Below are 23,955 nucleotides of genomic sequence, written 5' to 3'. Positions count from 1 at the left end.
CAGGAGAACATCAAATAGTAGAGGTTTATTGTTTATGCGGTTACTTGAACAGGCTGTTATTGCAGAGCCTTTAACATATGATAAAATTATTAACGAAAATCACGGGTGTTGATCGGATACCCCATATTTAATTATTTCGTACTCATAAACTTATTTGGAGCACTATGAAAAAGATCACATTAATATGCCTCGCACTCCTCTTCAGCTTAGTTAGCTGTAATCAGGAAACCAAAGAGGAAAAAATAGCACGTATTCACACAAAAGCATTAACGCTCGATTCGCATACCGATACACCCTTGCGGTTTACCCGCGATAACTTCAGTATTGCCGAAAAACACGATGGCAAAGCAACTTATTCGCGTGTAGATCTTCCCCGCATGCAGGAAGGTGGTTTAGATGCTGTGTTTATTGCGGCATTTATAAGCCAGAGAGCACGAACAGCAGAAGGCCATGAAAAAGCCAATCAGATAACGCATAAAATTATAGATTCCATATATGCTCAGGTTTCAAGAAATGAGAAAAAAGTGGCCATAGGTACAAAACCTGAAAGCGCCTACGAAAATGAGAAAAATGGAAAACACACTTTCTATATAGGCATTGAAAATGGTTTTGCGCTTGGGAAAGATATTCAAGAAATAGAACGTTTTTACAACAGAGGAGTTCGTTACATAACACTAGCGCACACAAGCAATAACGATATTTGCGACAGTTCCACAGACTCTACTGAACACAACGGACTTACCGATTTTGGAAAAGAAGTGGTGAAAAAGATGAATGAGACGGGCATGATCATAGATGTATCGCACATATCAGACAAAAGTTTAAATGATGTTATTGAATTGACCAGGACACCAATTATTGCATCACATTCTAATGCCAGGGCTATTTGCGACAATCCCCGCAATTTAACAGACGACATGTTAAAAAAAGTTGCTGAAAATGGCGGAGTAGTGCAGGTTTGTTTACTGAGCGACTATGTTAAACCACCCGTGCCCCAACCCAAAAGAGACAGTGCTTTTGATGCATTGAGGAGAAAATGGCGTGGGTTCGATGATCTAACAGAAGAAGAACGCGCACAGGCTGTTAGAGAATGGCATGCAACCCAAAGAAATTTCCCTCAAAAACTCGCCACTGTTTCTGATTTGGCAGATCATATTGACCATATCGTAAAAATTGCCGGAATCGATCACGTAGGTATTGGAAGTGATTTTGATGGTGGCGGGGGCCTGAAAGACTGTTTTGATGTGAGCGAAATGCAAAACATCACCAAAGAGCTGGTAAAGCGTGGTTATTCTGAAAAAGAAATAATTAAAATCTGGGGTGGCAATTTCATGCGGGTTTTCAAAGAAGTTGAAGAAAAGAAAACAAAAGTCTGAACAAAGCTGCACTTTAGGCGCGTTATTTGATGTTGGTTTGCCTTAGCAAAATTGGTAGATTGTGAAAAAAAAGCAAACCGAACAACTCGAACACATGCCCATAGGGAAGCTGATTCTGCGCTTTTACTGGCCGGCTTTTGTTGGGGTTATTGCCAATTCGCTATACAACATCATAGATAGAATTTTTATTGGTCAGGGAGTAGGAGCTGCGGCGCTAAGTGGTATCACTGCTGTTTTTCCGGTAATGATAATCATCATGGCTTTTGGCATGTTGATCGGTATGGGTGGTAGTGTAAAACTATCCATATTTTTGGGCGAAAAAAATTATCATAAAGCCGAAAAAGTACTTGGTAACGTTGTTTTACTAATCGTACTCATCTCATTTTTTGCTGCAGGCCTGGGCTTTCTGATTAAGCAACCCATGCTGGAACTATTTGGTGCCACACAAACAACCATGAGTTATGCCAATGACTATCTCAACATTATTCTTTTCGGAATCATTTTTCAAATGTTAGGTTTTTCGCTCAACAGTTTAATAAGGGCAGAAGGTAATGCAAAACTGGCCATGATTAGTATGCTTTTGGCAGCTGGTATAAACATTCCACTCGACTGGCTATTTATCATAAAATTTGGCTGGGGCGTAAAAGGCGCAGCCTGGGCCACCATTATTTCAATGAGCGTATTGTCAATCTGGGTACTTATTCATTTTCGTAGTAAGCGTGCTATTGTACCATTGAAATGGTACAGAATAAAATATGATCCATTTATTGTAAAAAGCATGTTAGCCATTGGTTTAGCGCCGTTTTTTATGCAGGTGGCCAATAGTTTTGTGCAGGGAATATACAATACACAGCTCATAAAATTTGGCGGCGACCTCGCGGTTGGCGCTTTTGGAATAATTATGAGCGTAGTAATTTTAATTATTATGAGCATAATTGCACTAAATATGGCCTCGCAACCCATTATTGGATACAACTATGGGGCTCGCAATATAAGTCGGGTGAGACAAACCTTACGCTACGGAATGGTGGCAGCAACCGTATTGAGTGTTATTAGCTGGATTTTACTCGAAATATTTCCGGAACCTATTGTACGGTTATTCAATAATGAAAGCGAGCAACTTCAGGAATACGCTATACAAGGAATGCGAATATTTGTAATTATGCTGCCCGTTGTAGGTTTTCAGATTGTCATAAGCAATTACTTCCAATCCGTTGGCAAAGCAAAAATTGCTGCTTTTCTGAGTCTATTGAGACAAGTCATTGTGTTGTCGCCTTTACTCTTTATTTTTCCAAAAATTTGGGGTTTAAAAGGCATTTGGATGGCCTCCCCCACAGCAGACACCATTGCTGCCATTATTGCAGGCATTATGATGTTAAGAGAATGGCGCAAAAACCTGGCTTCGAGAAAAAACTCTGTTTTTAAAGAACCAGAAATAAAAAACGAGCCTGGCAAACAGTAGTTCAGCTGTTTTGAAAGGCTATGTTATTCTAAAATTAGGAGAAACGCTGTGTAGTATGAAAAATTTATAATAATTTCGAACGCTGAAACGTTTTAACCGCGATAAAATAATCATACAATGACCGGAATATTCTTACAGGTAAATCAGGTAGTCGATACGGCTCAAAACGCAGCGCAAGCTGCAGAGGGAGAATTGACACTTTCATTTTTTGATTTGGCAATGAAAGGTGGTATTATCATGATTCCCATTGTGGTACTGCTGATTTTGTCAATTTATATCTTTTTCGAACGCTACTTCGCATTGAAGGATGCCTCAAAAGAAGATACTACTTTCATGAACCGTATTAAGGACTATATTCATGATGGAAAAATTGATGCGGCTCATAGTCTCTGTCAATCAACCAACACCATTACAGCACGAATGCTGGAAACCGGTATAAGCCGCATAGGCCGGCCGCTGAATGATATTAACACAGCCATTGAAAATATTGCCAACCTCGAAACAGCAAAACTCGAAAAAGGGCTGCCCACGCTTGCAACTACAGCTGGTGGTGCGCCAATGATTGGTTTTCTGGGAACTGTAATGGGCATGATAAAAGCTTTTTACGATATGGCCAATGCCGGAAACAATATTGACATCACCCTGCTCTCAAACGGTATATACACCGCAATGGTAACAACCGTTGCAGGTTTAATTGTTGGTATCCTGGCCTATTTTGCATACAACATACTGGTTGCGCGTGTAGAAAAGGTAATTTTCAGGCTCGAAGCCCGCACAACAGAGTTTATGGATCTTTTAAATGAACCGGCAAACTAAAGTAGTATGTCTATAAAACGGAGAAGTAAAATAAACGCCAGTTTCAGTATGTCGTCAATGACCGACATTGTATTCCTGTTGTTGATATTTTTCATGGTAACCAGCACACTCATTTCACCAAATGCTTTAAAACTTTTGCTACCTCAAAGTAAAAATCAGACACGTGCCAATAAACCACTGGTATCGGTCAGTATTACACATGACCTACGCTATGCTGTTGGCACACAAGAGGTACCCTTTAGCATGCTGGAACGTAAACTAAAACAGGAATTAGGTCCGGCCGACGCCTTCGAACAACCACCAACCATTTCACTGCACGCCGATAAACGGGTGCCTATAGATAATGTGGTTAAAGTTATGAACATTGCCAAAAGAAACAGGTATAAACTAATACTGGCAACGACAGGACAATAATAAGCCAGCATTTAACCAATGTTTGAAAACCGGAAAAAAAATAAGCGAATTGCCTTTTGGGCCACATTCTCATTTATGGGAACTGTGCTTATACTGCTTATATTTTTCGGTTTCTCTACCCCACTCCCGTTTCCCGAAGAAGAAGGTATACTTGTAAATTTTGGTTATGAAGATGCCGGTTCAGGCCCTGTAGAAACAGGCGGAGAGGCAGTTCCTGAACCAAAAACTGAGCCCCAACCTACAACCCCGCCTCCTACAGAAACTGCTCCCGAAGAAGAGGAGGAGGTAATGACTCAGGACTTTGAGGAAGCAGCAGCCATAGAGGCAAAAAAAGAAGAAGCACGTAAAAAACGTGAGGAAGAACTTCGAAAACAAAAAGAGCGTGAAGAAGAACTCAGAAGACAGCGCGAACTCGAAGAAAAACGTAGACAAGAGCAGGAAGAAAAAGAAAAGATCAACGAAATCACTAAAAATGCCTTTTCTCAAGGCAGCAATAATAATTCAGACTCCAAATCAGATGGAGACAAAACAGGCTCCGGCAACCAGGGAGATCCGGAAGGAGATCCCAATGCAACTAACTACGGTGAAGGCAAAGGACTGGGCGACAAAGGCATTGGATACAGCCTTCAGGGCAGATCCCCCCAGGGTGGCAGTTTACCCAAACCCATCTACACCGCCAATGAGGAAGGAATTATAGTTGTGCGGGTAACAGTAGACCGTAATGGAAATGTAACCAGTGCAAGCTATCAGGCCAAAGGCTCCACAACCACCAGCCAGAAATTAATCAGTGCTGCACTCAAAGCTGCACGTAAAGCCCGATTTAACCAGGATAGCGAAGCTGATGCCTTTCAGGTGGGTACCATCACTTACAGTTTTGTACTACAATAGCCCCATTGCGTAATTCCGCAATTTAATAATTATAAGTCACTCCATGAGGAATGGCACATTCTTATAAAGCTTATTGGCCATCGTAAAAACGCTTCATATTTTTAAGGTTTAAATTTTTTGGTTCAGTAAAACCACACGATAACCAAACTAAATCGCTCACTTATTTGGCTTTAACTAAAAAAATATTTGACTTACATTTGTTTTTGAATTAATTTGCATAAAACAAGATGGAGGATAAGGTTAGTTCAATGATAACCCCCAACTAAAAACCCAAAAACATACGTTATGAAAAGAATCTTACTTATCACCTTCCTAACTTTTCTTGGAAGTTTCCTATTGGCACAGACCAATTCCCTGATATTGGAAAAAGTCCGTAATGAAAAGCAAAAAATATTGCCAGCCAACACGAAAATAAAAATAGTTACTTACGAAGGCAAAAAATATAAAGGGCGTTTCCAGATAGCCGACAAGAACACTCTGTTAATGGGTACAGACAGCATTAAACTTCATGATATCAAAAAAATACGCTTTAAATCCCAGCTTGGAATGTATGCGGGAGCCGGTGTGGGTCTATTTGGTGCAATTATAACAACAAGTGGCACAGTACTTCTGGTTAAATCTCTTGCAGATGGAGGGCTAGCCGGTATAATAGGGGTAGTTGTTGGTATTCCGGTCGTTGGGGTTGGAGCAATAGTTATTACAACCGGAGTGCTTGTAGCCACTATTGGGCGGAAGTATAAACCCGATAAATGGACTTACAAACTTGCCCCCTGATTCTGTAAATAAGTTATTTATCATAGAAAAACCTTTTATATAACATCTGTAAAAAGCCCCACTTAATAAGCCGCTTTGCTATTTTTGCGTGGATTAAGTAAAAACTATATACCATGCAAAAAACATACACACCTGTTACCGCCAGGGAAGCAGTAAAAGCAGTTAAATCAGGCGATCGCCTGCACATTCACAGTGTGGCGTGCACACCCACAATTTTGCTGGATGCACTCATGGAGCGTTCTGATGAGTTATGTGATGTAACCATTCAGCATATACATACCGAGGGACCTGCACCCTACGCAGAAGAGAATGGCAAGTATATGGGCACTTTTGAACTGGAATCATTTTTTGTAGGCGGAAATGTAAGAAAAGCCACACAGGCTGGCTATGCCGATTACATCCCGGTGTTTCTGAGCGAAACACAAAGACTCATTCGCGAAAAAGTATTAACCATTGATGTAGCCATGGTACAAATCTCACCTCCTGACCAGCATGGCTGGGTTTCTATAGGTACATCAGTAGACTGCACAAAAGCTGCAATTGAAAATGCTAAAACAGTAATAGCTGTAGTCAACAAAAACATACCACGAGCCTGGGGCGATGCAATGATGCCACTCAGTGATTTCGATATTTTCGTGGAACACGACAATCCACTCATAGAAGCTCACATGCCCGAATTGTCGGAACAGGATATTGCTATTGGAAGAAACGTAGCCAACCTTATAGACGATGGTGCAACTTTGCAAATGGGCATTGGTGCAATTCCCAATGCAGTGCTATCTCAGTTGGGCAATCACAAAAATATGGGCGTACATACGGAAATGTTTTCAGACGGGCTACTGCCATTGGTAGAAAAAGGCATAGTAAACGGAGCCAACAAAACACTGGATAAAGGAAAAATTGTAGCCTCGTTTTTAATGGGCTCTAAAGACTTGTATAAATTCGTAGATGATAATCCGGGCGTTCTCATGCAGGATGTACACTATACAAATTCAGTACATATTATCAAGCAAAACCCAAAAGTAACAGCCATTAACTCGGCTATACAGATTGATATCACCGGGCAGGTATGCGCCGACTCTATTGGTACAAAATTTTACAGTGGTGTGGGCGGACAAATTGACTTCATGCGTGGAGCTTCGTTTAGCGAAGGCGGAAAACCCATTCTTGCAATTCCCTCGGTAACCAAAAAAGGAATGAGTAAAATTGCACCCATGTTGTGCGAAGGTGGCGGTGTTGTAACCACACGAGCCAACATGCACTGGTTAGTTACAGAATTTGGAGCCGTAAACCTTTATGGAAAAACACTCCAGAAAAGAGCACGCGATATTATCAGCATAGCACACCCCGACCACCAGGACTCACTAAACAAAGCTGCTTTTGAAAGATTTGGGTCACATTACCATTTCGTTAAAAGCAAAAAAGAAATAGAGTTCAGAAAAAACTAACTAACACAATTGAGAGGATATCTACAAAGTTGTATTTTTTTGTTAGCATGAAGGAGTTTTTGCTCACCGTCCGCGTTCGCTAAAGCTATAGCGTTGCACCTGGGGCAAGCCTATGGCGACCGAAGGGAAGCGAAATTGCATCGTAGGCGAGAGCCCCGGGAATGTGGCAACGCCACAAAACCGCCGCGTTTCGTCGGTGATACGATGTAAGTTAAGAATCATCGGCGGAAAATGTGCAAACGAGGCAAAAGCTACAGGTGGCTGCGCTCGTTTTCAATTCTTTTTAGACACCCGCTTTATATCTCAATCAATTGCCTCAGCCACAATGAAGGTACTGCCCCCAATATAAATTAAATCGTTTTCACCCGCTGAAGACTTTGCTGCATGCTTCGCATCTGCAACATTGGCATAAGTTTCACCATGCAAACCAAATTCATGTGCTTTTTCTCTCAGCAGGCGTTCACCTAATGCTCGTGGTATTTGAGATCGCGTAAAGTAATAAGTAGCCTCTTTAGGCAATAAATTTAGGATATTAGATAGATTCTTATCATCGACAACACCCAATATAATGTGCAGATTTTTATAAGAAAGCTGCTCAATTTGGCTCATCACCATACTAAGTCCCTCAGTATTGTGCGCAGTATCGGCAATAATCAATGGATGCGTGCTTAAAATATCCCAGCGCCCTTTAAAGCCGGTAAGGTTTCTAATGTTTCGGAAAGCTTTTTCTCTTTCTTTATCGCCCACCGGAAATTCACCACGGATAGCATCAAGTGTGGCCAATACGGTTATCAAATTTTTTGCCTGATATGTACCAGCCAAATCAATTGTCCACGTAAATTCCTCTCCAATAAACCGGTCAAATAAATTAATTTTTTGAGTTTTGTAAGGAAATTTTGAATCTGCAGCAACAATTTCGAACCGGTCAGAGGCAGTTGTAACAGGTGCAGCCAACTCCTGCGATTTTTCTGCAAATACAGCCATAGTTTCTAATTGCTTTTCTCCAACAATAACAGGCGTTTCCTGCTTAATGATGCCTGCTTTCTCGCGAGCCACAGCCTCCAGTGTATCACCCAAAAAATATGTATGATCCAGCCCAATATTGGTAATTACTGATATTATAGGATTTATAATGTTTGTAGAATCTAACCTCCCTCCCATACCTGTCTCAATTACCGCTACATCAACTCTTTCGCGGGCAAAATAGTCGAATGCCATGGCAGCAGTTATTTCAAAAAAGCTGGGCTCCAATTCCTTGATGATGCGCTGATTATCTTCCACAAAATTTGTCACATATTGCTCTGTAAGCATATCACCGTTAATCCGGATGCGTTCCCTAAAATCAAGCAAATGGGGTGAAGTATATAAACCTGTGCGAAAACCAGCTTGCTGAAGCGCCGCAGCAATCATATGACTAACCGAACCTTTCCCATTGGTCCCGGCCACGTGTATGGTTGGATAAAATTGATGGGGATGCCTGAAATGCTCATCCAACTTTAAGGTAATATCTAAATTTGCCTTGTAAGCGGCTTTACCCTGCCGCTGATACATTGGCAGCTGAGCAAATAAAAACGCTAATGTCTCCTGATAGTTCATAATCGGTTGATAAAATTCAAGACAAAAGTAATAATAGCCTTTTATTTTTTGTAATTTTCGTGAGAATACAGAAAACATTTTGCCTTATGCCCACATCAAAATCGAAAAAAGTTTTTGTACTTGACACCAACGTGCTGTTACACGATTTTCAATGCCTTGATCAATTTGATGAGCACGATATTGTATTACCCATTACTGTACTTGAAGAACTGGACAGATTCAAAAAAGGACATGACCAAATTAATTATAATGCCCGTGAAATAGCCAGGAAATTAGGGAAATTATCAAATGACAAAATATTTAAAAGTGGTATAAGTCTTGGTTCCAAAAAAGGAAAATTATTTATAGAAACAGGAAAACCTTACACACAGGAATTCCGTGATTCTTTTCCGGCCGATACACCCGACCATAGAATATTGTCGATTGCATTGCAAGTAAAAGCAGCGAAACGCAAACCGGTAATTTTCGTCTCTAAAGACATCAATCTTAGACTCAAGGCTAAGGCTATGGGAATGCCCACAGAGGATTACGAAACAGATAAAGTAGAAAAAATTGAGAATATTTTTGAGGAGGTACAAACAGTCAATAACATTAGCGATGAACTGATTGCAAAACTATATAATGGAATGCCTGAGATACCCGTTGATGATTTCAACTTTGATTTTAAGCCCATACCCAATCAGTTTCTTATTTTGCAGGGAAACCATAGCTCAGCTATTGGCTTTTATAACCCAATGCAAAAAGTTATACGAAGAGTAGAAAAACACAAAACTTATGGCATTGAGCCACGCAATGCAGAACAAACTTTTTCACTCGATGCGCTGACCAATAGAAACCTGCCATTAGTATCTATAACCGGTAAGGCGGGTACGGGAAAAACATTACTGGCTCTCGCTGCAGCACTAGCCCAGGAAAAAAGTTATGGGCAAATACTCCTTGCACGCCCAATAGTTCCGCTATCGAACCGCGACCTGGGTTACCTGCCCGGAGATGTGGGCGAAAAAATCGGACCATATATGCAACCACTTTATGACAATCTGGGCGTAATTAAACAACAATTTAAAAGCAACAGCAGCAATTTCATGCGCATTGAAGAAATGTTGAAGGACGAAAAGCTCAAAATTACGCCTCTTGCATACATTCGTGGTCGAAGCCTATCCAATGTGTTTTTCATCATAGACGAAGCACAGAACCTAACACCACACGAAGTAAAAACCATCATAACAAGAGCCGGAGACAACACGAAAATCGTTTTTACAGGTGATATACAGCAAATCGACTCTCCATACCTGGATGTGCGTTCCAACGGGCTGTCATATTTAACCGACAGAATGCGGTCTCAGGAGCTATTTGCTCATATCCATTTGGTAAAAGGTGAGAGAAGTGTGCTGGCTGAATTAGCAAGTGATTTATTGTAAGCCTAAACCACTGACCAATAAATACTTATTAGAAAACAAGGTCGGGTTCAGTGTTTTTCACTGTTTTTATGCGTTTAGTTTTTACCCAGACAGTATAAATATTATGCCTTTATATTAAAAAGCAGATTATTTATCTACAAAAGTAAAATTTTTCAATATAATGTTCCGCGACATCAAAATTTGTCATGGAAATTACCCATAATTTTATATTTTTACGGTAAATTATGAAAGGTTAACTATTGTTGAAAAATCTTATTTATAAATGGTTTTATAGTTACACTGCATCATTTCTTAAAAATGATGACCCTGCTCCTTACGCGCTTAAATACGATCACACGCTAAAAGTTGCTAAAAACTGCCACGCCATTGCCCAACAGAGTAATTTCAATGAAAAAGACACAGACATTGCTGAAATCATTGGGCTACTGCACGATTGTGGAAGATTTCAACAATTTGCCCAATATGGAACTTTCAACGACAAAGTTTCTGAAAATCATGCCGAACTATCTGCATACATCATTAAAAACCAAGGCTTGCTGGACAACATAAAAAGCGAAGAGCAGGAGATAATTTTAAAAGCGGTTACCAATCACAACAAAAAGGAACTTGTAGAAGCAGACTTTACAGACAAAGCATTGATATTTGCCAAAATAATACGCGATGCAGATAAAATTGATATATATCGGGTAATGGCTGAGCAAATTAAAAATCCAAAAATTGACCATAAAGCCCTGTTTTTAAATCAATCGGAAGAAATTGCCTACTCCTCACCCATCTTAGAATCTATCAGAAACAGAAGTATTGCCAATTTGGATGATATGCGTACAGAAGTTGACTTTAGAATGCTTCAGTTAAGCTGGGTTTTCGACATCAATTTTTCAGCGAGTCTAAAATTGATAAAATCGCAGGGTAACTTGCACTACTTAATGGACATATTACCAGAAAAAAAAACTGTACAGGAAGAATTAAACATCATTAAAAAACATATAAACTATGAAAACCAATAAGTCCCGGATATATTTTCTATTGTTTTTAGTTATTACAGGTTTTATGCTTGTAAATTGTGACAATAACACATCAAAGGTTAAGGAGCTTAAAGAAGAAAACCTTGAATTAAAGCGTGAAAGAGCACAAACCGAAGAAAATCTCTATCAATTAACTAAAACCATTAATTTCATCCAATCAAACCTGGACACAATAAAACAACAGGAACAAATAATAAGCACCATAGCCAATAGTGATATTGAAAACCAACCTTCGGTCAAAGAAAAAATTTCAGAAGACATTACAAGCATATACAATAAACTGATTGCCAACCGGCGTCAGCTTTCAAAGCTGCAACAATCACTCAACCAAAACGCTGGACAAAATCAGGATCTGAAAGCCATTATCGACCGGCTTAATGAGCAAATGGAAGAAAAAATTGTTCAGATTGAAAATTTGCGGGGACAATTAGAAAAAATGCAGGGAAAAATAACCAACCTGGAAGGACTTGTTGACACGCTTAAAAGTTTACGGAAGCAGCAACAAGCCATTATTGCCTATCAGCAAAAAGCCATGAACACGGTTTATTATGCCTATGGCACCAGCAAAGAACTAAAAAAGAATAATGTTATAACTAAGGAAGGTGGAATATTGGGTATTGGAAGAACGCGAAAACTTAAAGACAACCTGAATAAAGATTACTTTACCGAAGCGCAAAAATTTGAGTTAAAAACGATCACCCTCAATGTACGAAAAATGCGTATCGTAACACCACATCCTGATGACAGTTATAAAATACACGGCGACAAGCCAATTGATAGTTTAGAAATCACTGATCCGGCCAAATTCTGGTCGAATACGCAATATTTGGTAATAGAAATAAAACAATAACATCATGAACAAAAACACACCAATAAAATTTGATGTGGTCAAATCCAAAATCGAATTGCTCAATATTCCGGACCTTAGCAATGCTACAATCCGGGAAATAGTGAAAGTTGTGGATATGATACAGGCAGAGACCGGTGATAAATACATCCGTATGGAAATGGGTGTACCGGGTTTGCCACCCGAAAAAATTGGCACAGAAGCTGAGATTAAAGCACTGAAAGCTGGCGTAGCCAATAATTACCCAAGCATTGAAGGTATACCGGAGTTAAAAACTGAAACCGCTCGATTCATTAAAAACTTTATGAATATCGACATAAATCCGGAAGGATGTATCGCAACCACCGGGTCAATGCAGGGCGGCTATGCCTCATTTCAGGCGGTAAGCAGCATGGATAAAAAGAAAGATACGGCTTTGTTTATCGATCCGGGGTTTCCAATTCAAAAACAGCAATTTAAAGTTATAGGCGCCAAATTTCAATCTTTCGATGCCTATGATTACCGTGGAGAAAAACTTAGAGACAAATTAGAAGAGTTTCTCAGCAAAGGTAATATCAACAGTATCATATTCTCGAACCCCAATAACCCAAGCTGGATATGCCTTACAGACAAAGAACTAAAAATCATTGGAGAACTTGCCAACAAGTATGATGTCATCGTTATTGAAGATTTGGCTTATTTTGGAATGGATTTCCGTCAGGATTTTTCAACTCCCGGCCAGCCGCCTTACCAGCCATCTGTAGCCAACTACACCGATAACTGGATCATGCTCATATCAAGCTCCAAAGTTTTCAGCTATGCTGGTCAACGTATGGCCGTAATGGCTATATCTGATGCACTTTACCACCGGTCATATCCCGGATTACAAGAACGTTTTGGTGCCGACCGTTTTGGTTATGCCATTGTATATCGCCTGCTCTATTCACTTAGCTCAGGAGCTTCACATTCAGGGCAACATGCTCTGGCAGCCATGTTCAAAGCTGCGAACGAAAGTAAATTCAATTTCGTAGAGCCGGTAAAAGAATACGGTGAACGCGCCAAAATTATGAAAAAGCTTTTTACAAAGTACGGTTTCGAGATTGTGTACGATAGAGATCTGGATCAGGATCTGGCAGATGGTTTTTATTTCACCATTGCCTACCCGGGTATGAAAGGCGGAGAACTAATAGAGAACCTGCTGTATTACGGAATCAGTGCAATTTCGCTCAAAGGTGCGGGCAGTACACACGTAGATGGATTGCGGGCATGTGTTTCTCAGATTCAAAGATCACAATTCGACGACCTGGAATACAGGCTCAAACGTTTTCACGAAGACTTTCCAAATTAATTATTTGAAAAGATGATAAATTGGAATAGCAAATGCAATATAACGGTTTGAAATGTTAAAAATCAGTTAATTATAAGTAAATTTGTGTAACTCAAAACTATATTAAACACTACTACTATGGCAAAAGTAAAAGGAGCAGTCGTTGTAGATAACGAAAAGTGTAAAGGATGTAACCTTTGCGTTGTAGAGTGTCCTACCAATACATTGGCGCTATCGTCCAATGTCAACGGAAAAGGATACAACTACGCTTATATGGAAAATCCTGATGCTTGCATCGGATGCGCCAACTGTGGGTTGGTATGTCCCGACAATGTAATAACCGTTTATAAGGTTAAATTGCAACAAGCATAACACTATGTATTTACAATCATCAATCACTAAACACTAAAACGCTCAAATAATGGGAGAATTAAGATTAATGAAGGGTAATGAGGCTATCGCCGAAGCAGCGATTCGTTATGGCGTTGACGGATACTTCGGATACCCCATTACACCTCAATCGGAAGTTATAGAAACGCTTATGGCCCGTAAACCATGGGAAGAAACAGGAATGGTTGTTTTACAGGCCGAAAGCGAACTCGCAGCTGCCAATATGCTTTATGGCGGAGCAGCTTGCGGAAAAAGGGTCATGACATCATCGTCAAGTCCCGGTGTAAGCCTTAAACTTGAGGCAATATCATACATGGCAGGTGCAGAATTACCCGCACTGCTGGTGAACGTTGTAAGAGGAGGCCCAGGATTGGGAACCATACAACCGGCACAATCAGATTATTTTCAAGCGACAAAAGGTGGCGGACATGGAGACTATCAATTAATTGTTTTGGCCCCCAATTCAGTTCAGGAAATGGCTGATTTTGTAGAAGACGGACTTGACCTGGCTTTTAAATACCGCAATCCATCTATGATCTTATCAGATGGAATGATTGGTCAAATGATGGAAAAGGTAGAGCTTAAAGATTTTAAAGCCCGTCTTACAGAAGAAGAAATAATTGAAAAATATGGAGACTGGGCCACAACAGGTAAAACCGCCAACCGCGAAAAACATGTGGCCACATCCCTGGAACTTCAATCTGAACTTCAGGAAAAATTCAATCTTAAACTTCAAGACAAATATCGCGAAATAGAAGAAAAAGAAGTGCGCTACGAGACCACTATGGTCGACGATGCTGAATACCTGTTGGTAGCTTATGGCTCCTCGTCACGTATTTGCATGAAAGCTGTTGAGATGGCGCGCGATAAAGGCATAAAAGTTGGCCTGCTCAGACCCATCACCCTCTATCCTTTTCCCTCAAAAGAGCTAAACAAACTCGCAGACCAGGTGAAAGGAATGCTCAGTGTTGAAATGAGTGCTGGCCAAATGGTACAGGATGTCAAACTTGCTGTTAACGGTAAAATACCCGTTGAGCATTTCGGGCGCTTTGGCGGTATTATACCCAGTCCTGATGAAATTGTCAACGCACTTGAAGAAAAAATAATTAAAGGCTAACGATCATGGATGTAAAAGATATTATCAAGGAAGAAAACCTTGTCTATAAAAAATCCAAAGTTCTGACCGACAATGTAATGCACTATTGTCCGGGCTGTACACATGGTGTTGTACACAAAGTCGTCGCTGAAGTTATCGATGAAAAAGATATACAAGACAAAACCATTGGAGTTTCGCCTGTTGGCTGCTCGGTTTTGGCCTATAACTATATTGATATCGATTGGCAGGAAGCTGCCCACGGTAGAGCACCGGCATTGGCAACAGCTGTATCTCGCTTAATGCCTGACAAATATGTATTTACCTATCAAGGTGATGGTGATCTGGCATCTATCGGTTCGGCAGAAATCTTACATGCCTGTAACCGTGGCGAAAATATCGTAGTCATTTTCATAAACAATGGTATTTATGGTATGACTGGTGGCCAAATGGCACCAACAACGCTCCCGGGTATGGCTACATCGACCAGCCCATTTGGCCGCGATGTAAAACTAGCAGGAAACCCACTGAAAATGACAGAAATTGTGGCAGGATTACCCGGCACATGTTACGTAACCCGCCAATCGGCTGAAACTGCAGGTGCAGTAAGAAAGCTTAAAAAAGCCATTCGAAAAGGTTTCGACAATGCCGGTGAACATAAAGGTACCTCATTCATTGAAGTGGTTTCTACATGTGCTTCTGGCTGGAAAATGGCACCGGATGCAGCCAATGAGTGGATGAAAGACAATATGTTCCCATTTTACGAAAAAGGAACACTTAAAGATGAATAGTATCTAATCACCAAAATTAAAAGAAATGAAAGAAGAAATCATTATAGCTGGATTTGGCGGTCAGGGTGTACTATCAATGGGAAAAATCCTGGCTTATTCCGGAATCATGCAAGATCAGGAAGTAAGCTGGATGCCATCATACGGCCCCGAAATGCGCGGAGGAACGGCCAACGTTACTGTTATTCTGAGCGATAATAAAATTAGTTCGCCCATTCTGAATACATTCGACACGGCCATTATACTAAACCAGCAATCATTAGATAAGTTTGAAGAAGCGGTTAAGCCCGGCGGATTCTTACTATACGATCCAAATGGTATAGTTAACCCACCTAAAAGAAAAGATATTAACATTTATAAAATCGAGGGTGCTGAAGAAGCAGCCAAAATGGGAAATCCCAAAACATTTAACATGATTGTTTTGGGCGCATATCTTAAAATAAAACCCATCGTAAAAACTGAAAATGTTAAAAAAGGTTTGGAAAAATCTCTTCCGGAACGTTACCACAAACTCATCCCACTCAATATTGAAGCCATTGAAAAGGGACAGCAGGTAGTTGAGGAGATCCAAAAAGCTTAATATCTAAAATAATTATGTAAAAGCGGATCCGTCAAAGGTCCGCTTTTCATTTGTTCATACAATGCTGCTCAAAATATTAATAATTGGATTTGGAGGGTTCTTAGGAACCATCAGTCGCTTTTTATTACAAAAAGTAATTCAGGAACAAGCCTCCTCCTCTTTTCCCTGGGGTACATTTGCTGTAAATGTTCTTGGCAGTTTTATAATTGGTGTGGTATTCGCACTCTCCGTCCGGCACAATTATTTATCACCCATGTGGCGTAACTTTCTCGCCATTGGATTTTGTGGTGGATTCACTACTTTTTCCTCCTTCTCACTCGACAACTACCAACTTCTGGCTCACAATCAGGTATTCTATACGATTTTATACACAACTATTTCTGTGATTTCTGGTTTATTTTTCTTATATTCAGGCATATTAGCAGTCAGAGCTATTTCATAATTATTGCTGGCGGGCATAGCAAATTTTTACGTTTAACGATGAAATGCCCGAAAATGTTAAAATAAACTTTTTGAAACCCAACGGATATGCATCTGGAACCTAAAAAGAAATTGCGCATCATAACTGGGGAAAATGCCATGTACCGGCATACACCGCTACACGAAGCCATTATTTATGGTGCTAAAAAATCAGGTATGGCCGGTGCTACAATATATAGAGGTATAATGGCTTATGGAGAAAAAAGTCAGATACGAAGTTTCCGGTTTTTTGCACTTTCTCAAGACCTTCCAGTAATCACGGAAATAATAGATACAGAAGAGAACATAAATATCTTTTTAGAAATTTTAAAAAAAATGCTGGAAAAATGCAACGAAAAGGGGCTTGTTACAGTAGAAAGTATAGGTAGGGTTAAATTCTAACCACTTGTTTAACGACTTATAATGTTAATAAATTGTTTTTTTAATTATATTTGCATTTACAAACCACAAACATCTTTACAATGAAGAAACTTGCAGTTGTTCTCATTTTTTTCATATTGGCGGCATCTACTAGTACAGCCCAAAATACTGCTAAACTTCAATCTATTTTCATTTACAACTTTATAAAATTGATTGAATGGCCGGCATCTTATAAATCAGGCACATTTAACATTACCGTACTGGGAAACGACCAAATATACACTGAGCTTATGAACCTGGCTAAAGTAAAAAAGGCCGGATCACAAACTATTAGAGTTAAAAAAATCAACAGCCTCGGGGAACTCGGGAATCCGCACATTTTATACGTTCCGAAAAGTAAGGGTTCAAAAGTAAGCGATGCCCAATCGAGCATAGGCTCAAAAGCCACCCTGCTAATTTCAGACACCAATGGAGGAACCGGCAAAGGATCGGATATCAATTTTATAGTTGTTGGCAATAGACCAAAATTCGAGATTAAAACATCTTCTGCCAGGGCCAAAGGGCTCAAAATTAGTTCGAATCTCGTTAACCTTGGTATAAGAAAATAAACCGACATAGTTCCCAATACCTGACGCATTGTAAGGTAATTGCAAGCCGCCGCTTTCACAGAAATATTTTTTAGTGCTGTGTTGTAGTCTAATGCTTATGTTTTGATGAGTAAGCTTTATAGCCTCATAAAAATTGTCTCAATTGTTGTGGCCATAGTTAATAGTGGTTCAAAAATCTATGCCCAAAGTAACAATGAAGTGTATAATTTAACGATTGAAGAACTAATGTCCGTTAATGTTATACCTGACTCTGCAGTAGATATTGCTCCTACCTATGAAATTTCTATCGAAGATTTAATGAACCTCGAACTTGTGCGGGAACTTAAAACTGGACATTATCTTGATGTTACTTATGATTTTTCAATTGAGGATTTAATGCAATTAAAAATTGACATTAAACGGGATGCCGGAATAGAGCCCACTTACGAAATGTCGCTACAGGGACTTACCACACTGGAAATTAAGGAACGAATATCTATTGTAACAAAAATTGGGATTACCTATGATTTAACACTTGATGGCCTCATGAAACTATCATTAAAAGACCCGGAACAGGTCCGGAGAAATGAATCAGAATAATTTTAATTGGTTAGCATCCGCTTTGTGTTTTGCTGTACTTTTCTCCTTAATCAATTCGGTCAATGCCTTGTCGAAGCGCTTCAAAAATGGAGAAACTTTCAGTTTTTGATTTTGATTAAGTATAAACCGCTCATGGGCATGCGATAACCACAATTTATTTTTAGCTCTGGTCATAGCCACATATAAAAGTCGCTCCTCCTCTTCTAAATCCACATGCTCGCGAAACATATGAAACGGCATAATGCCATCTTCCAATCCGGGAATAAAAACAGCATCATACTCCAGACCTTTTGCAGCATGCATTGTAATCAACTGCACCGCCTCCAGCTTACTATCCAGGGCATCTATACCCAATCCTGTCTTTAATTTTGTCAAAAAATCTTCTAAATTAAGACCTGCCGCCATTGATTGTAACACTTGATATTCAAACTCTTTAAAATCATACGCCCCTTCAAGGCCATCGACAATAAAATGAAGTGCATCAGCTGCTGATGCCTTTTCTGATAATTCATGTACAAGTTTAATATATTGGTCTGACAGGTCTTTTTTTAAATGTGGCAACAATTGTTGTTTTAAACTTAACAAGCCTAACACCACTGACCATGGCTTCTTGCGCCAAAATGGCTCCTCGCCTGCCTCCTGGTATGGAATATGGTGGTCATCCAGAGCCTTTCGCAAAGCATCGGATTGGCGACGTGTGCGCACTAATACAGCAATATCAGACAAGGCAGTTTCTTTATCCTCGTGGCTTTCTGTAACATGACTATCCATAGAAAAGAAGCCCATGCCACCTGTTAAACTTTCAATTTTACGCGCAATACCTTCAGCTTCTGCAGCGCCCGTCGGATATCCGGAAATTTTCACTTTCACACCTTCATTAATTCCTTTGAGAATATTGGTTTCATTAGACAACACGTTGGCTGATGATGCCAAAATACGCTGGCTGCACCTGTAAGATTGCTGTAAGCGATAAATTCCAGCCTCCGGAAAATCAGCTGCAAAGCGCCGCATATATTTTACAGATGCACCACGAAAACCATAAATGGCCTGGTTGGGATCTCCAACGACGTATAAATTGGGATTGGATGAATTAAATAATTGATTGAGCAATTGATATTGTATTGGGTTGGTATCCTGATATTCATCCACAAGGATATGTTTAAAACGATTTTGCCATTGGCTTCTAATTTCAGGTTCTTCTTTCAACAGTTTTACAGGCTGATAAAGCAAATCATCAAGGTCCAATAAATTATATTGAACCAAATAATTGTCGTATTCCTCCTTTAATAATTTATCTTGCTCTGTAAGGTCTGAAATAATATTTTGTTTAAAAAGACTAATCTGTTGTGCAGTGAGCTTTACCTCCCTTTGCTTTTTTTTAGTTAATTGCTGAATGATGGAAACTGTTTCTGCAGGGTTAATAAGGATAAATCCGGGCTTATGGTGTATTTGTTCAGCGTGCTGATTGCAGATTTGATAGCCCAGTCCATGAAATGTATTGGTTAAAACTTGCAAGGATTTTTCATCTGTTTGCAACATAGCAGCGAGCCGTTGCTTTATTTCGCCCGCAGCCTTGTTGGTAAAAGTAATTGCTGCAATTTCACTTTGAGTAACCTGTTTATTTTCAATGAGATAATAAACGTGTGCGGTTAAAGTTTTGGTTTTCCCTGTACCCGGCCCGGCAAGCACCATTGCAGGGCCCTTATCGTGCATCGCAGCTTTCTCCTGATTATCATTAAGCTCGGCAAGTGGACCGTTGTTATACTGTCTGATATATTGAGGCGTTTCCGGTTCTTCCACAACTGTTTGGTTTGTAAGATTAACCGAATATTGCAACTTTTGCAGTGCTCCCAAATCGAAATTCAGCATAGGTCTTTCCTCAGGCTGCTCAATATTTTGTGAACCATCTGAAAAAAGTGAGTCACCTGAATTCATCTCCCTTATTTCGCCTGGTTTAAATACGGTGATTTTGCCATATTCGCCATCATACCCTTCCTGAATATAAACTTTCCTGTTACGCATGCGTTGAATGCCTTCAGCAAGTATGGGATAGCCCTGCTCTGTAATTTCGGAGACGGGCAGCTCAAGTAATATGTCCATTTCATTGCCCATTGCTTTCAAAACTTCGTCATATTGCCTTCCAACTCTTTTGGAACTTGGCCCAACACCTTCTATCCCGGCAAGCATTTCGCGTAGTGGTATAATTGAATAAAATGGCTTACGATTTTGGCGTTCAGTAAGTTCCTTTCTGTCAGAGAGTTCAGCAACCCTGTTCATCACGCCTTCAGTCAGTCTTTTTCCACAAACCGGACATATTCCACCAGCTTCGATTACCTCAACCGGGTTTAAACAAACATTACATTTTCTATGACCGGCATAATGATATTTTCCTTCCTGTGGAAACATATCAATGGTTCCGATAAACTCATCATTACCTCCATTTTTCATTGCCCCTAAAATACTGTCATAAGCCAGTTTGGTGTTAAACCAATTGGCATTCCTGCCCAACTTATCCGGGGAATGAGCGTCGGAATTTGATAAAAGGGTAAACTGGTCAAGTTCAGAAATCATCCAGTTCATGGCCGGGTCTGTTGAGAGTCCTGTTTCCACGGCATGAATATATTCTGTTAAATCGTCGTAGCATGCGTGAATGCTATCGAACCCGGACTTTGCTCCAAGCGCTGAAAACCAGGGTGTCCAGATATGTGCCGGGATGAAAAAAATGTTTTCGTTCGCTTCAAGCGCTATTTCGAGCAAGTCGCGGGAATCGAGCCCAAGAATGGGGCGCCCGTCGCTTTTGAGGTTACCGCCAATGCTCTCAAGTTTATTACTAATCTTATGCGCGGTGTCAAAATCGGGTGCGCAGATTACATTATGTACCTTACGTGTTTTCCCGTTTTTTTTGTAAATGTTACTAATCTCTGAACTCAGCATAAACCGGACAATTCCATCATAGTTATTGTTTGCTATTCGGAATTCGTCTCTGAGTTTAAACAACCCCTGTTCTGCCGGTTCCAGTTTTTGTTGTAATTCGTCAATCCATCCGGGATGTGTAAGGTCCCCGGTTCCGATTACATTGATGCCTTTCTTCCGGCCAAAAAGCTCAAGATATTCGGGTGTCAGTTGTTTACTTGTGGCACGTGAATAATGTGAATGAATATGAAAATCGGCAATGAGGTTCATAGGCTGCATTTTTTACGAATTTAGGATATGCAGCACACAATAATAGGAAAATGCTGAAGAAGTTATTTACATTTTTTCAACGGTTGGCATTGATAGTTTTAAAAGCTGATTAAAGCCGTAAGAAATACGTCTTCGGCGGTGGGGTTCACGGTAAAATCCAGTGTTAAAGGCAAACTGAATTTTTCAGTTATTTCAATGTTTTTTGTTAGGTTGATACCAAGGCTGGTAACAGCAGCATCGTCGCTGTACATTCCCTCAGAAGGTGTTCCTCCCGCATGAAACTGTATGTCATATTCACCCACGCTTATATCATAAGCCAGTGCCACCCATGTGGAATAATAATTATCACCTTCCGCATCTTTGTCAAAACCATAAAGGAAAGTACCTGCAGTAAAAGTAATTGGGATTGTCTCTGAAAACCGGTAACTCGCCATAAGCTCTATGGCATGGTTGGTTTTATCATTTTTAAAGTTGAAAAAATCATATTCCGCCAGGTTATTCTCATTCTCTGTATAATAATCAGTTAAAGTTAAGATGAAGTTTTTAATTTGATAGGCCACGTATAAATCGACCTCGGCATAACTGCCGTCCATGGCATAAGAGCCCCAGACTCCTGCGGAGAAATTTTTGTATGATAATTCTGCCCACGGTTGAAATTGGGCGGAGTTATCGAGCATCATACCTCTCCAGATGTAGCGAGTAGATAGATCCAAACCTAATGAGGGATCAACCCTGACAGAATCATTATTTGGGCTGGAAAAAACAATGAAGGGCAAATTCACGGCTAAAAAGAGGAGTAATAAATATTTCATGGTCATTTTTTGTTTGAACAAAAATACCAAAGTTTCTGCAATAAAACCCGAAATAAGCTTGAATCAAATTTTAGTAAAGCCCGTTATTCAACTTCATAACGCGGGATGGCTGCGGGTAAACGTGTTAAAAGTTCGTAATTCATGCTGTTGTTCATATCGCTAAATGAGCTGATGGTGATAGTTTTATCCCCTTGCACTCCAATTAAAACGACCTCATCATTCACTTTTACATTGGGACAATCGGTGACATCAACCACCATCATATTCATATTGACTGCCCCAACGACCGGTACTCGTTTTTCGTTAATGAGCACGTGGCCCATATTGCTTAGGTTACGACTAAAACCATATCCGTAACCTACAGGCACGGTGGCAATTTTACTGTCGCGGTTTGTACGGTAACTGGTCCCGTAACTCACATATTCATCCTCTCCTACATGATTCACGCTCATTACTTTACTTTTCCAGGAAAGCACCTGCCTAAGGGGGTCTTCAGGAATCTGGCTATTGCGTATGTGTAAGATTTTGGTTTCGTTGTTGGGCCAGAATCCGTAATTGGCAATTCCCACACGCACCAGGTCCATTGATGCTTCCGGAAAATTCAAGACCCCTGCAGAACATGAAATATGTTTGTATTTAGGTTCTAAACCATTGTCATGAAACCAACTGCAGCGACTATGAAAAGTAGCAATTTGATTATAAATACGGTCAAAATTGTTAAGACTCTCGGCGCCTGCAAAATGCGAACATAACCCTTCCAATTCAATGTATTCAGCATTCTCGTGTAATTTTTTTGCCACGTACTCCAAATCATCCTGCACAAAACCCGTACGGTGCATCCCGGTTTCCAGTTCTACATGGATTCGCGCGGGCAACGAAGTTTGCTTTGCCACTTTACAAACAGCATCAAGGCGCTCTTTGGTAAAAACAAAAAAGGAAATATTATTTTCGATGGCCCATTCCAGGTAATCATCATCAATGAAACCCATAATCATCAAATCGCAATAATCATTCTTTACTTCTAATGCCCTTCGGGCTTCCTCTACACTGAAAACCGAAAAATGGTCTACCCCACATGCTTCGACCAATGGTAGCAAATCCTCAATTCCGTGCCCATAAGCATTAGCCTTTATAACCAGTGAGTAGCGTGGTGTTGAACCCGCCATTTTTTTCATAAACTGAATATTGTTGTTCAGCGCACTTTTGCTAAGTTCAATATAAGATGTAAAAAGCATAAAAACTGAATTTTAAAAGGGGCACAAAACCTACCGGAACTCCATTCTGACCTTATTCTAACTATTTTCTATTTTAACCAAACTTTTATCAAAAGCAACGTGGTTTGTGATATTGCTGGCGGCATCTTTGGGTTCAGCGTAATACCAGGCAGCACCGTTGGCTTTTTCCTCTTTGTCTACTAAATTATAATAAGAAGCCTTCCCTTTCCAGGGGCAAAAGGTCTCCTTACTGCCAGGCTCAAGGAACTGCTTGTTGACAGATTCTGACGGAAAGTAATGATTGTTTTCCACAACTTTGGTTTGGTCGCTGTCTGCAATCACCTGATTGTTCCAAATAGCTCGCATAATTTGTTGTTTAATGTTTACGTAAATTATAAACAACCTGCTGCGTATTGAGTTTAAAAATATTTCAGTAAAAAACAACCGATGAAAGAGACTGTCCAAAAAGTAAAACATTGCCGTCATTGTGCGGAACGA

24 protein-coding genes and 1 pseudogene are annotated in these 23,955 nt (G+C 40.1%); 20 read left to right on the top strand and 5 right to left on the bottom strand.

The genetic code is table 11. The features are described from left to right. The 8 genes and pseudogenes from ACTB0Y_RS04650 to ACTB0Y_RS04615 all read left to right on the top strand — a co-directional run. Positions 1-112: pseudogene (locus ACTB0Y_RS04650) on the top strand (IS1595 family transposase); the annotation flags it as partial. A 52-nt stretch (positions 113-164) separates the two neighbouring features. Further along, positions 165-1,376 (top strand): dipeptidase, encoded by a 1,212-nt coding sequence (locus ACTB0Y_RS04645; RefSeq protein ID WP_463205638.1) that lies wholly within the window; start codon positions 165-167, stop codon positions 1,374-1,376. Positions 1,377-1,437: 61 nt separating this feature from the next. Next, entirely contained in the window at positions 1,438-2,838 is a 1,401-nt protein-coding gene (locus ACTB0Y_RS04640; protein ID WP_463205637.1) for an MATE family efflux transporter, read from the top strand. A gap of 117 nt (positions 2,839-2,955) precedes the next feature. Continuing rightward, a complete protein-coding gene (locus ACTB0Y_RS04635) occupies positions 2,956-3,654 on the top strand; it encodes a MotA/TolQ/ExbB proton channel family protein (RefSeq protein ID WP_463205636.1) in 699 nt (232 codons plus the stop codon). A gap of 6 nt (positions 3,655-3,660) precedes the next feature. Then, on the top strand, positions 3,661-4,068 hold the full coding sequence (locus tag ACTB0Y_RS04630) for an ExbD/TolR family protein (protein WP_463205635.1): 408 nt from the start codon (positions 3,661-3,663) through the stop codon (positions 4,066-4,068). Between the two features lie 18 nt (positions 4,069-4,086). After that, a complete protein-coding gene (locus tag ACTB0Y_RS04625; protein ID WP_463205634.1) occupies positions 4,087-4,956 on the top strand; it encodes a TonB family protein in 870 nt (289 codons plus the stop codon). 285 nt (positions 4,957-5,241) lie between these two features. Beyond that, positions 5,242-5,730: a hypothetical protein gene (locus ACTB0Y_RS04620; RefSeq protein WP_463205633.1), complete on the top strand. Its 489-nt coding sequence runs from the start codon at positions 5,242-5,244 to the stop codon at positions 5,728-5,730. Positions 5,731-5,843: 113 nt separating this feature from the next. Further along, positions 5,844-7,178 carry an acetyl-CoA hydrolase/transferase family protein gene (locus ACTB0Y_RS04615; RefSeq protein ID WP_463205632.1) on the top strand — a complete coding sequence of 445 codons (1,335 nt, stop codon included), beginning with the start codon at positions 5,844-5,846 and terminating at the stop codon, positions 7,176-7,178. A 303-nt stretch (positions 7,179-7,481) separates the two neighbouring features. Here the strand turns inward: ACTB0Y_RS04615 and ACTB0Y_RS04610 are convergent, their stop codons facing one another. Further along, the gene (locus ACTB0Y_RS04610; RefSeq protein ID WP_463205631.1) at positions 7,482-8,774 is read right to left on the bottom strand and encodes a bifunctional folylpolyglutamate synthase/dihydrofolate synthase; all 1,293 of its coding nucleotides are present in this window, start codon (positions 8,772-8,774) and stop codon (positions 7,482-7,484) included. A gap of 86 nt (positions 8,775-8,860) precedes the next feature. On the opposite strand from ACTB0Y_RS04610, the gene ACTB0Y_RS04605 reads away from it, so the two are divergent. The 12 genes from ACTB0Y_RS04605 (at position 8,861) to ACTB0Y_RS04550 (ending at position 18,248) form a co-directional block, all read left to right on the top strand. Further along, on the top strand, positions 8,861-10,192 hold the full coding sequence (locus ACTB0Y_RS04605) for a PhoH family protein (RefSeq protein WP_463205630.1): 1,332 nt from the start codon (positions 8,861-8,863) through the stop codon (positions 10,190-10,192). Positions 10,193-10,434: 242 nt separating this feature from the next. Continuing rightward, entirely contained in the window at positions 10,435-11,199 is a 765-nt protein-coding gene (locus ACTB0Y_RS04600) for an HD domain-containing protein (protein ID WP_463205629.1), read from the top strand. Further along, positions 11,186-12,067: a coiled-coil domain-containing protein gene (locus ACTB0Y_RS04595; RefSeq protein WP_463205628.1), complete on the top strand. Its 882-nt coding sequence runs from the start codon at positions 11,186-11,188 to the stop codon at positions 12,065-12,067. The genes ACTB0Y_RS04600 and ACTB0Y_RS04595 overlap by 14 nt, the downstream gene beginning before the upstream one ends. Positions 12,068-12,071: 4 nt before the next feature. Further along, positions 12,072-13,391, top strand: coding sequence for a pyridoxal phosphate-dependent aminotransferase (locus tag ACTB0Y_RS04590; RefSeq protein WP_463205627.1), 1,320 nt, complete (start codon positions 12,072-12,074; stop codon positions 13,389-13,391). Between the two features lie 117 nt (positions 13,392-13,508). After that, entirely contained in the window at positions 13,509-13,742 is a 234-nt protein-coding gene (locus ACTB0Y_RS04585; protein ID WP_463205626.1) for a 4Fe-4S dicluster domain-containing protein, read from the top strand. 49 nt (positions 13,743-13,791) lie between these two features. Continuing rightward, entirely contained in the window at positions 13,792-14,877 is a 1,086-nt protein-coding gene (locus ACTB0Y_RS04580; RefSeq protein ID WP_463205625.1) for a 3-methyl-2-oxobutanoate dehydrogenase subunit VorB, read from the top strand. 5 nt (positions 14,878-14,882) lie between these two features. Then, positions 14,883-15,644 (top strand): thiamine pyrophosphate-dependent enzyme, encoded by a 762-nt coding sequence (locus tag ACTB0Y_RS04575; protein WP_463205624.1) that lies wholly within the window; start codon positions 14,883-14,885, stop codon positions 15,642-15,644. Between the two features lie 25 nt (positions 15,645-15,669). After that, positions 15,670-16,221, top strand: coding sequence for a 2-oxoacid:acceptor oxidoreductase family protein (locus tag ACTB0Y_RS04570; protein ID WP_463205623.1), 552 nt, complete (start codon positions 15,670-15,672; stop codon positions 16,219-16,221). Between the two features lie 61 nt (positions 16,222-16,282). Further along, positions 16,283-16,663, top strand: coding sequence for a fluoride efflux transporter CrcB (gene crcB / locus ACTB0Y_RS04565; protein ID WP_463205622.1), 381 nt, complete (start codon positions 16,283-16,285; stop codon positions 16,661-16,663). A gap of 86 nt (positions 16,664-16,749) precedes the next feature. Further along, positions 16,750-17,082, top strand: coding sequence for a DUF190 domain-containing protein (locus tag ACTB0Y_RS04560; protein WP_463205621.1), 333 nt, complete (start codon positions 16,750-16,752; stop codon positions 17,080-17,082). An 80-nt stretch (positions 17,083-17,162) separates the two neighbouring features. Then, a complete protein-coding gene (locus tag ACTB0Y_RS04555; protein WP_463205620.1) occupies positions 17,163-17,669 on the top strand; it encodes a YfiR family protein in 507 nt (168 codons plus the stop codon). A 105-nt stretch (positions 17,670-17,774) separates the two neighbouring features. Further along, complete coding sequence (locus tag ACTB0Y_RS04550; RefSeq protein ID WP_463205619.1) at positions 17,775-18,248, top strand: hypothetical protein; 474 nt, start codon at positions 17,775-17,777, stop codon at positions 18,246-18,248. Here ACTB0Y_RS04550 and ACTB0Y_RS04545 read toward each other — a convergent pair. From ACTB0Y_RS04545 to ACTB0Y_RS04530, 4 genes are all read right to left on the bottom strand, one after another. Continuing rightward, a complete protein-coding gene (locus ACTB0Y_RS04545) occupies positions 18,240-21,431 on the bottom strand; it encodes a UvrD-helicase domain-containing protein (protein ID WP_463205618.1) in 3,192 nt (1,063 codons plus the stop codon). The genes ACTB0Y_RS04550 and ACTB0Y_RS04545 overlap by 9 nt on opposite strands. A 98-nt stretch (positions 21,432-21,529) precedes the next feature. Beyond that, positions 21,530-22,243 carry a hypothetical protein gene (locus ACTB0Y_RS04540; RefSeq protein ID WP_463205617.1) on the bottom strand — a complete coding sequence of 238 codons (714 nt, stop codon included), beginning with the start codon at positions 22,241-22,243 and terminating at the stop codon, positions 21,530-21,532. 83 nt (positions 22,244-22,326) lie between these two features. Continuing rightward, positions 22,327-23,478 carry an alanine racemase gene (gene alr, locus ACTB0Y_RS04535; protein WP_463205616.1) on the bottom strand — a complete coding sequence of 384 codons (1,152 nt, stop codon included), beginning with the start codon at positions 23,476-23,478 and terminating at the stop codon, positions 22,327-22,329. Between the two features lie 57 nt (positions 23,479-23,535). Continuing rightward, on the bottom strand, positions 23,536-23,955 hold a 420-nt coding region (locus tag ACTB0Y_RS04530; protein WP_463205615.1), incomplete at its 5' end, for a DUF427 domain-containing protein.

The sequence above is a fragment of the Salinivirga sp. genome, assembly GCF_055145285.1.
This window is presented reverse-complemented; position numbering and strand designations above follow the sequence as displayed.